Raw genomic sequence first — 13,286 nt, 5'->3', positions numbered from 1 at the left:
AGATAGACTAAACTGTTTAAAAAAACTTTGCCCCTTTGTCTCTTTGAACCTTTGTAACTTTATTTATACTTTTCCAAAACCTCAAACAAAGAATAAATCTTAATCTCTGGCTTCGTTATTTTCCCTTCAAACGAAATTGTTTTTTCTTCTCCTGCTTTTTGATCAAAATAATTATCGCTCCATTTTCCATTATATCCTTTCATAGAGATGTAAACGTATTTTGCCATTTTTTGAGCTTTTATAATTACGTTATTTCCTTTTATTTCCCAGCTGATTTTTGGATCTTCTAAAGATAAATCTCTTGGGCGTATAAAATCAGTTTCTGGTTTTATATCGTCTCTGTACGCTTCTCGTATGGCATACCACGAAGCTCGTGGTTCGCGGTTATAATAATCTGTAATACTCCAGCTTGCTGTTGGCCAGCAGTCGTTTAACTGCCAGATTAAAGTTCCCATATTGTAAGGCGCTTTAGAACGATGTGTGCCTGCGATATTTTTAACAGAATAGTATTGAAGACATTGCGTTAAATAGGTATAATCTTCTAAACTTATGTTTTTTATTTTAGCCGAATCAATAAAATACCTGTTTAAATAGGAATCCAGCTTTTCAAATCCTTTTCCTGATTTTTGATGCGCCAATACTATATCCGAATATAAATAGCGGTCTTCAGGCAGGGTAAATGCTTCTACAGACGAATAATTTGGCATCGACAGCATTCCGTATTCGCTCACAAATCGTCCCGTTTTTTTCTGTACCGCTTCAATATCTTCCAATCCCCACCAGATTCCCCAATAATGGCTGTCTCCTTCGGTTACACTTTTTGGTTTTGACCAATGGTATAATGGCGAAGAGCTTAAATACGGACGTTTACCATCGACTTCTTTAACCCATTTCGGAATACTGTCATGAAATAAACGTGTGTAATCTTTCCACAAACGAATGGAATCCTGCTTTGAAATTTTGAAATTTTTCATCCAGCCCCAGTTTTTAAAGGCTTCATCAGATTCGTTGTTGCCACACCATAAAACGATGCTTGGATGATGACGCAGTCTTTTTACCTGATATTGAACCTCTTTTTTTACATTATCAAAAAAAGCATCGTCTCCGGGAACCATAGTACCTGCAAACATAAAATCCTGCCAGACATTTATGCCGTATTTATCGCATAAATCATAGAAATAATCGTCTTCATAAATACCGCCGCCCCAAACGCGAAGCATATTCATATTGGCTTCTTTGGCAGATAAAACTATTTTTTCATATTCTTTTTTAGATACTCTTGAAAGAAAAGCATCTGATGGAATATAATTAGCTCCTTTCATATAAACCGGCTTTCCGTCAATTTTAAAATAAAACGAACTGCCAAGACTGTCTTTGTCTTGTATTAATTCGATTTTTCGATTTAAAACATACGGTTTCTCAGGTTCTTTTTCATCATAAGCTTCAAATCTTGGTGTTTTCCATATGCCGCAGGTTGTGAATTTTGGTCCCCAATCCCAGCCAAAATGGTATTGTGCTTTGCGTACATAAGCACGCGGATTGTCTGGTATTACAAACGGATAATCTTTTTTTGCCAGTGAATCGACCACATTTTGTGCCGATTGAAATACGATTCGTAAATCATTATTTCCTGATTTCAAGACTTTTTTTACATCAACCCGCCATTGACGAAACATATTATTGGCTTTTAAAACCAGCTGATTGTTTACATAAACAGCTGCATAAGTATCCAATCCGTCAAAAACTAATTCTGTATTTTTCTTTTTCAGCATATTTGCCGTAACCTGAAAAGCAGTTTTGTATTCCCAGTTTTTACGTTCGATCCACTGCAGTTTTTTTTCATTATCTCTGTAAAATGGGTCTGGTATTAATTTGCTGTTTAGCAAATCGGTATGGATTTCTCCCGGAACGCTGGCTGAATACCATTTTTGTGTTTTTTCTTCACGATACGTCCAATTGTTTTTTAAGTCAATTTTCTGTGCAAAGGCAATTGATGTAAAACCTGCCAGACAAAAGGACATTATACAATGAAGTTTATTTTGATAATTCATTTTACTGAGTAATATATTAATACCTTCTAAAATTAGTAAAAAGGTAAGTAATTCGGACTATTGGCAGTTTAGAGAAGGAAAAGGACGCACTAAATCATTCCTTCTCTTTAGAATTTATTTTTCGTTATTAACTCAAAATACAACTAGAAATATCTTCTTTACCACTGCCTTAGGTTTTATTTTGGTTTTGATTTGGATCATTTTAAATTCAAATAATTGAAATAAACTTTAAATACAGCATTTTGATTTTTTTTAAAATGCAGAAAATAAATCCATCTTTTTCAGCAGAAACTGTATTGGTTTTATGCGAAAAAAAGGTATTTGAAACTGCAAAATAAGGGTTCAATTGCTTTTTAAGGTCATTTAATTAAATGATTTAAAAATAAGCCGGGCATGCTCAGTACCCGACTTATCTTAACTAACCAACCAAATTTAAAAATTATTTATCCCACCAGATTCTTGTGGTCATTAAATCTAAACCTTGACGTTGAATTGCTTCTTTATAATTAGCCTCATTTGTAATAAGTTCTGACTGATCATAAATTAACCTTCTAGGAATTGTTCCTTTTGTATCACCAGTTGGATCATTAACAGGAACTAATACAGGATAACCTGTTCTTCTGTATTCTGAGAAAGCTTCAAAACCATTGAATAACAATACGATCCATTTTTGAGTAATAATTTGTTCTATTTTTTCTGCTTCTGTTCCTGCAGTTTTAAACGGATAAGTTGTGATATAGGTGTTGTATTCTGCCGGCGTAACAGCAGGTACTTTATCTCCAAAAATGGTTAAAATATTCATTGCCGCTCTTACCCCATTATCATAATAAGTCTGAGCCGATCCGCCAACACTCCATCCTTTTACAGATGCTTCTGCCAATAAAAACTGAACTTCTGCATACGACATGATTAAAGTTGGTGCATCATAACGCAATACTGTAGAAGTATTTGGGTCTGAGAAAAGTTTTTTATCTCCTCCCGGAAATTCTTTTGCATCATTTGCCAAACCTTGCTGACTTGCCGGATTATTATCTCCTGTTGCCTCAAGTTTTGCATAAATTCTTAAACGAGGATCGTTTGTGTTTTTCAATAAATCGATAAATGTTTTACTGAATTTAATATTAGATTCTCCTCCATTTAAATCATTTCTTACCCAAGCCGAAGTAATTGGATTGGTTTTAACTCCCGGAGGCCCTGCATCATGCTGTAAAACAAGACTGTCATCATTTGATGTAAAAACACCTTTTGAATATGCTTTTTCTACAAATTCTTTTGCTTTTGCAGGATTAACTTTAGACAAACGCATTGCTACTCGCAACATTAAAGAGTTTGCCAATTTTTTCCATCTTGCAACATCACTTTGATAATACAAATCGGCATTGCCAACAAATGGTTTTGTCGCATCAAGAGCTGTTCCGGCTTCGTCCAATTCTTTTAAAAGATCATTGTAGATCGCTTCCTGTGTATCATACTTAGGAGAAAATACGTTTCCGTTGTATCCTTTTCCAGCTTCAAAATAAGGAACTTCACCATAAGTATCTGTCAATTTTTGAAACAAGAAAACTTTCATGATTCTTAATGCCTGAATCATATTGGTGTTTTCCGGCGTATTATCAACTACAGATAATAACTGGAAAATTTGGTTTAATCCTTTTCCGTAAGTTTCTCCAAAAAGAGCTGCCGAATATTCCGAAGAATACGTGTATTTTGAACCTGGCCCTCCAAGTGAAGAAAATTGCTGCACGATTTGCGCTGCATATAAATTGTTTCCTCTGGTGTTAGAAAAGTCCTGCCCATCAACATAAATCTCAGCAAGCGTAAACATTGATTTTACAGCCGGATCTGTCAAAGCATTTGGATTCTTATTCATTTCTTCGAATCCTTTGTCACAAGAAGCTAATGTCATGGCACTAACAATTGCGATACAAAATATTTTTATATATCTATTTTTCATCTTTCTTAAGTATTAGAATTTGACATTAAGTGCAAAACCATAATTTCTTGTCAACGGCATTGAAGCTCTCTCCATACCCTGAGCATTACTGTTTGAATAGTTTGACTCTGGATCAATGTTTGGAACTTTGTCATAAATAGTCCATAAATTATGAGCTGAGAATGATAAACTTACAGACTGAAATGGTGTTTTTTGCAAATATGTTTTTGGGAAGTTGTAAGCAAATGAAATTGCTCTAAGCTTAACAAAATCAGCATCGTAAACAAAGTTTGATGTAACATCGCTGTAACTTCTCCAATAATCGTATGCCGAAACTGTTGTGTTAACCGGGTTTCCGTTAACATCTTTTCCGCTTACTGCTACTCCGCCCTCACGGCCCGGAAGTGTAATTTCAGATAATCCGTAACGTGTTCCTAACTGATTTGTAGCTGAATAGATTTCTCCTCCAAATTTAGCATCAACAAAAACAGAAAGTGTGAAATTTTTATATGAAAAATCATTTGAAAGCCCCATTGATGTTGGCGCAACACCTTGACCAGCAATAATTAAATTTCCTCTTAAGAATTTTCCGTTTGTATCAAGAACGATATTTCCCTGTGCATCTCTTAAATAATCATAAGCTTTAATAACACCAAAAGGCTGTCCTTTTTCTAAAACTACAGAAGCTCTACCGTCTCTGTTTCCTTCTAATGATTTAGTTGTGATTTTATCTGAAAGATTCAAAACTTCACTATGGTTGTAAGCAAAATTGTAACCTACGCTCCATGCAAAACTTGGTGTTTTAACTGCTTTTACATTAATAGCAAACTCCACCCCTTTGTTCAGGATTTCTCCCACATTGATTTTTGTAGTTCTGTAACCAGAAGCCTGAGAAACATCAGCATCAGTAATATCATTTGTAGTTTTTTTGCTGTAAAAAGTCAAATCTGTACTTACTCTGTTATTGAAGAATGTATTCTCAAAACCAAATTCAATTGTGCTTACATTGTAAGGTTTCAAAGTTCTGTTTGGAATTGTTTCTCCATTTACACCTAAAATTGGCTGTCCTAATGAATCTGTTTGTCCGTCTGGAGTTGTATAAGTCAATGCTAAAGCGTAAGCATCCGGCAGTGCACCTCCAACATTACCCCAGCCTGCTCTAATCTTACCATAAGAAATCCACTCAGGAAGACCTATAACTTCAGAATAAATAAAACTTGAACTTACAGAAGGATAAAAAGTACTGTTATTTGATGGATCTAAAGTTGAAAACCAATCTTCACGTCCTGTTAAACTTAGATATAAGAAATCTTTGTACCCAATATCTGCAGAATAGAAAAGAGAGTTTACTTCGCTTTCTGAAAATAATTTCTCAGTTTTATCAGGCTGTGTATTTCCGTAGAAATATTTGAATGGAACAATAAAGTTGTTTCCTTTCATTTTAATGCCGCTGTATCGGTTATGCTGACGGTTTGCACCAACAAAAGCATCTAACGAAATATTTTTAGCAATATCTCCTCTGTAACCTAAGAAACCAGAAGCATTTACTTCAGAACGAGTTTCTATTCTGTTTTCAATTGATCCTCCAGGGCTGTAATTTATTCCGGTAGGTTCAATTTCAGTATATTCATAATTGATATCATCAATACCAATAACAGCTTTAGCATAAATTTTATCTGTAATGTTATAATTTACTTTTGCAGAACCAATAAAACGCTTTCTTAAATCATCGTTTAAAGGAGATTTTGTAGCAAAGTAAGGATTTGTATGATATACGTTTGCTCCTAAATAATCTTCTTCTCCTCCATTTGCATCATAAGGATTACTTAACCATCTAATATCTGTACCCGGAGTCATAAAAGTAGTTGGGAAAGATGGGTTTCTTGGCGAATCATTTAAGTATGGACGGTTATGACTTTTCTCAGAAATGTATTGAGCATTTGTCTCAATGCTGATTTTTTTATTTGGAGCCGAGTTTAAACTCAAGGCTACGTTGTTTCTTCCAAAAGTAGTTTCCGGCATGATCGATTCGTCTTTAGTGTTTCCAAAAGACAATCTGAAATTTGTTGTTTCATTTCCGCCAGAAATTGCCAAAGTATTACTGAAAGAATATCCGGTTCTGTAGAAATTTTCAACATTATCTTTTCCATAAGCCTGATACGGTCTTGTAGCACCGTCTAGAGATAATGAAGGCGTTCCATCATATTTACCTCCCCAAGCAAAATAGTAAGAATCTCTAAGTTCTTGTAAATTAGTGAATCTGGTTGGCACACCGCTCGCATTTGGAGCTCCAGCACCATATTGATCCTGCCATTTTAAAAGACTTACTGGTGTATTAAAAGTTGAATTTGTGCTGAAATCTACTCCTATTCCCGTTCCGTTTTTACCTTTTTTAGTTGTAATTAAGATAACACCGTTTGATCCTCTATACCCATAAAGAGCAGAAGCGGCACTACCTTTTAAAACAGACATCGAAGCAATATCATCTGGATTGAAAGAAGACATACCATCTCCTTTATCAGCTCCACCCCACATTCCTGCATTTCCCTGCTGTGTGTTGTCAATTGGAATTCCGTCTACAACATACAAAGGCTGGTTAAGTCCTGATGCCGAAGTAGCTCCACGAATTACAACTCGGCTTGAACCAGATGGTCCCGTAACCGGCGCCGAAACGTTTACCCCGGCAATTTTGCCCTGAAGTGCGTTTCCTAAGTTAATTTCTTTATTTTTTGTCAGGTCTTCGCCCTTAAGCTCTCCAACTGCGTAACCTAAACTTTTCTTTTGTTTTTTAACCCCAAATGAAGTTACAACAACATCTTTTAATTCCTGTGTAGTTTCTACTAATGTCACAGCAACTCTAATCTCTTTTTCCTGAAGTACTACCAGTTTTGACTGAAAACCTATAGAAGATACATTAAGGGTAACTTTTCCTTCTGGAACATTCATTTTAAATCGCCCTTCGGCGTCTGTAATAGCACTAAATGGTTTTCCTTGAACCTCGACTGATGCAGCAACAATTCCCTTGTTCTCTGCATCTGTAACTATGCCGGTTATTAATCGATTTTGCGCAGCAGCACTTAAACTGCTCAGCAATATCACTCCTAACACTGCTAATATTCGTTTCATAAGCATTTTTTTTGGTTATTGGTTTTGATTTCGTTTTGTGTTTGTTTGTGTTTGTGTTTGCTTTAAATAATTAATAAAAATTTGAACTCTGTTTTCAATATTACAGCACAATCAGTATTTTAATATTGCGGCTGTTTTGGTTTTTAATAAATATCTCACCTTAATTATCGAACTGTAAACAGCAGTAAATCAAGGAAAATATTTACTAAATCGTTTTAGTGAAATGATTAAAAAAAAGTCTCCACTTTTTTCATTTCTAATTTTTAATCTGCTATTCGGTTGGTTAAACGGATTCTCTTATTATCAAAGTTCCTTTTTTGAGAACTTTTTCTATTTTAAAATCTTCAAAATTTGTCATCTGGCTCATCAATAACTGGATTGATTTTACAGCAATGTCTTCTATTGGCTGGGCAATAACCGAAATTGTCGGTGTATGCAATTTAAAACTGTCATGGTCATCAAAGCTGATAACCGAAATATCATCGGGAATTTTATAATTTAAAGTTCTAAAAGCCTGAAGTCCCGCAAGTCCCATATAGTTTGCACAAAACAGAACGGCATCTATTTCTTTGTTTTGATTAAAGAAATTGATAATTTCTTCAATTCTGCTTTTCTCACTCGAATGATAATCTAAAAGCAGCGTATAATTTTCATTATAAATTCCTTCCTCCTTAAGTGCTTCAACATATCCTTTTTCACGTAACTTCATCTGAATCATTCCAGACTTGTTATTCACGACAGCTATATTTTTGCGTCCTTTGCTGATTAAAAATTTAACAGCCGAATAAGATCCTTCATAATTATCCATTACAACATGACTTACTTTTTGGTTTGCAAAATACCTGTCGATTAACACAACCGGTTTTTGCAATTTTAAAAGCTGGCTTATTGTTTTTTCTAAATTTCGGGTTGGGGTAATAATAAAGCCTTCAACATTTGCCTGTAAAAGACTCTGCACTAATTCTTCAGAACGATCATTATCATCTCCTGTACTGCAATAAAAAACCCTGTAGTTAATATTTTTGGCTTCATCTTCGATTACTCTTGCCAAATCAGCAAAAAACTGATTTGAAATATCTTCTACAATAAGCCCAATTGATCTTGTTTTTCCAGTTCGTAAACTGCTTGCAATCATACTTGGCTTGTATTGAAGTTTTTGCGCAACATCCTGAACTTTTTTAATAACAGCAGGACTAATAGCCATTTTTTCTCCTTTACCATTGATAACAAAAGACACAGTAGAAATAGAAACTTCTGCTTGTTTAGCAATATCTCTAATTGTAATCTTTTTCATCTGGTAAATAATTTATTATTGGATATTTTAGTACATCGCAAATATATGCAAACGAAACTTACAAAAACGTTTTAGTAAAATTTATTTTCAATAAATCGTTTTTTTATTGCCAAAATAAAATAGAATAATCAGCAAATATAGGTTTTTGATCAGTTATTGTCATTTTGACTTTTAATATTGATTTTATGCTTTTCATACAGATTTGATAGGTTTTTGATGTGTTTCTTATCTATTTTTAATGTAGAATATTTCAAAAAAAGTCTCAAAATTTCATTTTTTTTAAAGGCATTATTTTACAGAATAAGTAAAAACTGATAAAATATGTAAATACAAAAAAGGCCAAAAGAATAATGATTACTCTTTTGGCCTTTTTAAAAATCTTAAATTCTAAAATCTTAAATTCTAAGATTCTAAATAACTCCCATTTTCTGCATTAGGAAGGTAGCACTTCTATTCTGGCAGATACCGCTGCGAAGTTTATAATCAAAATGCAGTTCGTTATTTTGAATTTCTACTTCAAAACATTGATTAGTTAAAATATCCGGATATTCGTTTGTAGTCAAACAGACTTCTATATCATGCGTTGCAATGGCACCAATCGCATTTTTAGCAATTACTTTTTTGACTACTTCAATAGTGCCGTTACGTTTATCATCAGAGTTTGTTCCTCTTAAAATTTCATCTAATAAAACAAAAGCAGGGCCTTCTTCAAGAGCATCCATAATTTGTTTTAAACGTTTAATTTCTGCAAAGAAATACGACTCACTATCTGCTAAAGAATCAGATAATCGCATTGAAACTAAAACTGGAAGTGGATGTATGTCAGCTTTTGAAGCACAAACAACTGAACCAATTCCGCCTAAAACCATATTTATGCCTAAGCTTCTCAAAAAAGTACTTTTTCCAGACATATTCGATCCGGTTAAAATCATAAATGACTGAGGATAAAAATAGGTGTCATTGCCTACTCTGGTCGTCGGATTTAATAAAGGATGACTTAAGTTTTCAAATCCAATTTTATATTCTGAATTGATTTCAGGAAAAACAAAATCAGGGCTATTATACGATAGATTTGCTAAACTATTTAAAGCTTCAAATTCGCCAATTATATTAATCCATTTTTCAAGTTCATGTGCGTAATTGTCTTTCCATTTTAAAAGAGCCTTTAAAACGTGCAGGTTAAACAAAAAAGATCCGTTAAACAAAGTCGCAGTAACAAAATTGTTGATAGTCTCCATTCTTGAAAATAATTCTGACAGCTGCTTTAAATGAGAACTGGCAGAAGCATTTTTAGAAACCAGTTGTTTTTGCAGTTCAATCAGCTTTTTAGATTCAAATTTTTCAAGTTCAATTTTCTGAACCAATAAACTATATTGTTTTATGGTTTTGTCGATATTATCTGCTTTGGCAATTTCAGATTGAATTCGCTTTAGTGATCTTCCCAAAACGATTAAATTGAAAATAAAAATATAAGTTACATAGGAAAGAATAATTGCTTTTGAAGTGACAAAATAAGCAATTAGAAAACCAAAAAATAGAGTTGGAAGAATAATTGAAAGTGCAATTAAAACTTTAGATAAAGAATTATTTTTAAATGAAATCCAATGAATTAATGAGTCATACGAATTCTTGCTGTCAGTACTGACAATTGCAAGAGCTTGAAAATCCTGACGCCAGTCTATTTTAGCTTTTAGTTCGTTTATGGCTTCCTGATTTTCAAGAATTGTTTCATTAGAAAATAGATTTAATAATTTATTCGCTAATGTTTTTTTACCAATAAAAGTGGCTGTTCTGTTTAAATTTTGGAATAAGGAATGTTCTCCAAAAATATCTAAATCGTAAGCATACGGATGATGAAAATCATTAAATTCAATTCCGTTTTCAAAAGGAAGTTTTTCTCTTTTTAAATATGCTATTTCATCTTCATTAATTTTTAAAACAGCTTTTGTCAATTCTTTCTGGAAAGAAAGTTTTGAATGGATTCTCATTAAAAAAAGAAAACCAACAAAAGATAAAAAAGCAAATAAGACATATAAAGCTTCATTGGTTTTGATGTAGTAAAACAACATAAACAAACAAAAAAATATGCTTAAAAGTCTTAAAAGACTTATGCTGTTGTATCTTTTGTTGATTTGAGTAAATATTTTTGAATACTGCCTGACCTTGCTTAAATATACTTCCATTTTTAAAATTTAATGAAATACAAATATAGGTTTTACACTTTCAAAAAAGCTATTCATTTACAGCAGAATTTAATTCTCATGCATTATCAATACTGGAATAGAAACCTCTTTTGTAATTTTTTGGCTAAAACTAGAATCAAAAATTCCTTCAAAGAAAGATCTTTTGTGCGTAATTGTAGTCAGGATGTCAATGTCCTTGTAAAGAATAAAATCAAGAATGGTTTCTTTAACTTCATCACTTGGCAGAACCAGGAATTCTACATTATCATTTGCAAACTCTCTTTCCCACTCTTTTATTGTTGCATCAGAAACATCTGTGCTTGAAGTTTTAACATACAGACTTTTGACTTTTGCATCTGTTTTTTTAGCAATTTTCAGCACTTTTTTAAGTTCGGCTTTGTCTTTTTCACGATATCTTGTTGTAAAACCAATGGTTTTGATTTTCTTGAATTTAGCATCTACCGGAACGCACAAAACGGGAACTTTCACTTCTGAAATAACCGAATTTGTATTAGACCCTGTAAAGAACTTCGTCCAGTCTGAAACACCAGTTGTACCCATAATAACAAAGTCAATCTGATCTTCTTCTACTGCATTTCTTAAGTTATAAATTAAGTCGCCGTCCATTAAACGGTGCTTTATTACAATATCATCCAATTTACGTTCTGCTGCAATAGCGCGCAGTTTTGGAATTTCGTCTTTAAACATTTCAAATTTTGCCAATTCTATAGAACTGTATATCGACGCATAATTTTCTGGAAAAAACTGGCTGTCATAAACCGGAATCTCAAATGTGTGTAATAAAACAAGTTCGGCTTTGACAATTTTTGCAAATTCTAAAGCATGTACAAACGCATTTGTTGCTGCTTCAGAGAAATCTGTGGGGAATAATATCTTTTTCATTTTGTTGAGATTTTAGGTTTGTTACTCAAATTTAATCATTCTAAAAACAAATTGAACTGATAATTATCAGGAATTTAACACTTAATTTTTTCTTAATAAAACACTATTTTATGTAGAGAATCTGATCAAACTACCGGTTATTAAGACTTTACAATTTTCTGCTTTTTTCATACCTTTGCAGCATGATAAATCAAGATTCTATAGTTGCATTAGCTACTCCATCCGGAGCCGGAGCTATTGCTGTTATTCGTATTTCGGGCGCTGAAGCTGTTTCAATAGGAAATTCTGTTTTTAAATCTATCAAAAACAAAGACTTAACGAAGCAAAAAACGCATACTTTGCATTTGGGGCATATTGTTGACAACGGAAAAACACTTGACGAAGTTTTGGTTTCTGTTTTTAAAGGCCCTAATTCGTATACTGGAGAAGATACAATAGAAATTTCATGCCACGGATCTACTTATATTCAGCAGCAGATTATTCAATTATTATTGAGAAAAGGCTGCAGAATGGCCGATGCCGGTGAATTTACTTTAAGAGCTTTCTTAAATGGGAAGTTAGATTTATCTCAGGCAGAAGCTGTTGCCGATTTAATTTCATCTGACAATGAAGCTTCACACCAAATTGCCATGCAGCAAATGCGAGGCGGTTTCAGCAATGAAATTGCCAAATTGCGAGAAGAGCTTTTAAATTTTGCTTCTTTAATTGAACTTGAATTGGACTTTGCAGAGGAAGATGTGGAATTTGCCGACAGAACTCAGTTCCATGAATTATTAAACAGAATTGAATTTGTTTTAAAACGCTTAATTGATTCATTTGCTGTTGGAAATGTTATTAAAAACGGAATTCCGGTTGCCATTGTTGGTGAACCTAATGTTGGTAAATCGACTTTATTAAATGCTTTATTAAATGAAGAGCGAGCAATTGTTTCTGACATTGCCGGAACAACCCGTGATACAATTGAAGATGAGCTGGTTATTGGCGGTATTGGTTTTAGATTTATTGATACAGCCGGAATACGCGAAACGGAAGATGTTGTAGAAAGTATTGGAATCAAGAAAACTTTCGAAAAAATAGATCAGGCACAAGTGGTTATTTATTTGTTTGATGGTTTAAAATTTAAAGCATCGAGTTCAGAATTTGTTTCGGAAATTGAACAAATTAAAAACAAATATCCTTTAAAACCACTTCTTATTGTGGTCAATAAAAAGGATATTTTATCTGAAGATGAAGTTTTAAATATTACACAAAAGCTCGAAAACTTAAACGCGAAACTTCTATTGATTTCGGCAAAACAAAAAATTGGCGTTGAAGAATTAAAGAACGAATTATTATTATTTGTAAACACAGGAGCATTACGAAATAATGAAACAATTGTTACAAATACAAGACATTATGATTCTTTATTAAAAGCTTTAGATGAAATACAAAAAGTAAAGTTTGGTCTTGAAACCAATCTTTCAAGTGACTTAATTGCACTTGATATTAAAGAAGCCTTATATCAATTCGGACTTATCACAGGTCAGGTTTCCAACGACGAATTACTAGGGAATATCTTTGCAAATTTCTGTATTGGCAAGTAAAGGGACAAAATATCACAAAATAAAAACAAGTAATCGAGTTAAGATATTGACAAACAATGTTTTAACTCGATTTTTATATTCGTTTTCTTTTGGATATTAGTTGATGTTTTGATTAAATTTGTACCTCATTTGTACCTCATTTGTACCTCATTTGTACCTCGTTTTTGCGAGGTACAAAAAAAAATTTTTTTTGGACAAATGATGGCACGTAGA

7 protein-coding genes are annotated in these 13,286 nt (G+C 33.2%); 1 reads left to right on the top strand and 6 read right to left on the bottom strand.

The genetic code is table 11. The features are described from left to right. Positions 1 to 59 precede the first annotated feature (59 nt). The 6 genes from ACTJIW_RS22625 to ACTJIW_RS22600 all read right to left on the bottom strand — a co-directional run bounded on the left by ACTJIW_RS22625 (position 60) and on the right by ACTJIW_RS22600 (position 11,490). Positions 60 to 2,021 carry a beta-mannosidase gene (locus ACTJIW_RS22625; RefSeq protein ID WP_440718485.1) on the bottom strand — a complete coding sequence of 654 codons (1,962 nt, stop codon included), beginning with the start codon at positions 2,019 to 2,021 and terminating at the stop codon, positions 60 to 62. Between the two features lie 469 nt (positions 2,022 to 2,490). Then, on the bottom strand, positions 2,491 to 4,005 hold the full coding sequence (locus ACTJIW_RS22620) for a SusD/RagB family nutrient-binding outer membrane lipoprotein (protein ID WP_440716401.1): 1,515 nt from the start codon (positions 4,003 to 4,005) through the stop codon (positions 2,491 to 2,493). A gap of 12 nt (positions 4,006 to 4,017) precedes the next feature. Further along, positions 4,018 to 7,110 (bottom strand): SusC/RagA family TonB-linked outer membrane protein, encoded by a 3,093-nt coding sequence (locus tag ACTJIW_RS22615; RefSeq protein ID WP_440716400.1) that lies wholly within the window; start codon positions 7,108 to 7,110, stop codon positions 4,018 to 4,020. A 283-nt stretch (positions 7,111 to 7,393) separates the two neighbouring features. Continuing rightward, on the bottom strand, positions 7,394 to 8,404 hold the full coding sequence (locus ACTJIW_RS22610; protein ID WP_121361135.1) for a LacI family DNA-binding transcriptional regulator: 1,011 nt from the start codon (positions 8,402 to 8,404) through the stop codon (positions 7,394 to 7,396). Positions 8,405 to 8,814: 410 nt separating this feature from the next. Continuing rightward, entirely contained in the window at positions 8,815 to 10,587 is a 1,773-nt protein-coding gene (locus tag ACTJIW_RS22605; protein WP_440716399.1) for a MutS-related protein, read from the bottom strand. A gap of 69 nt (positions 10,588 to 10,656) precedes the next feature. Next, positions 10,657 to 11,490: a universal stress protein gene (locus ACTJIW_RS22600; protein WP_012024769.1), complete on the bottom strand. Its 834-nt coding sequence runs from the start codon at positions 11,488 to 11,490 to the stop codon at positions 10,657 to 10,659. Positions 11,491 to 11,672: 182 nt separating this feature from the next. On the opposite strand from ACTJIW_RS22600, the gene mnmE reads away from it, so the two are divergent. Further along, complete coding sequence (gene mnmE, locus ACTJIW_RS22595) at positions 11,673 to 13,073, top strand: tRNA uridine-5-carboxymethylaminomethyl(34) synthesis GTPase MnmE (RefSeq protein WP_440716398.1); 1,401 nt, start codon at positions 11,673 to 11,675, stop codon at positions 13,071 to 13,073. Positions 13,074 to 13,286 lie beyond the last annotated feature (213 nt).

The organism is Flavobacterium sp. 22659 (assembly GCF_052044235.1).
Classification (GTDB): Bacteria; Bacteroidota; Bacteroidia; order Flavobacteriales; family Flavobacteriaceae; genus Flavobacterium; species Flavobacterium johnsoniae.
This window is presented reverse-complemented; position numbering and strand designations above follow the sequence as displayed.

Bases quoted from the DNA above. Each gene is read 5' to 3' on its own strand.
- ACTJIW_RS22615 (WP_440716400.1), bottom strand. From the start codon at position 7,110: ATGAAACGAATATTAGCAGTGTTAGGAGTGATATTGCTGAGCAGTTTA.
- ACTJIW_RS22605 (WP_440716399.1), bottom strand. From the start codon at position 10,587: ATGGAAGTATATTTAAGCAAGGTCAGGCAGTATTCAAAAATATTTACT.
- ACTJIW_RS22625 (WP_440718485.1), bottom strand. From the start codon at position 2,021: ATGTCCTTTTGTCTGGCAGGTTTTACATCAATTGCCTTTGCACAGAAA.
- ACTJIW_RS22620 (WP_440716401.1), bottom strand. From the start codon at position 4,005: ATGAAAAATAGATATATAAAAATATTTTGTATCGCAATTGTTAGTGCC.
- ACTJIW_RS22600 (WP_012024769.1), bottom strand. From the start codon at position 11,490: ATGAAAAAGATATTATTCCCCACAGATTTCTCTGAAGCAGCAACAAAT.
- mnmE (WP_440716398.1), top strand. From the start codon at position 11,673: ATGATAAATCAAGATTCTATAGTTGCATTAGCTACTCCATCCGGAGCC.
- ACTJIW_RS22610 (WP_121361135.1), bottom strand. From the start codon at position 8,404: ATGAAAAAGATTACAATTAGAGATATTGCTAAACAAGCAGAAGTTTCT.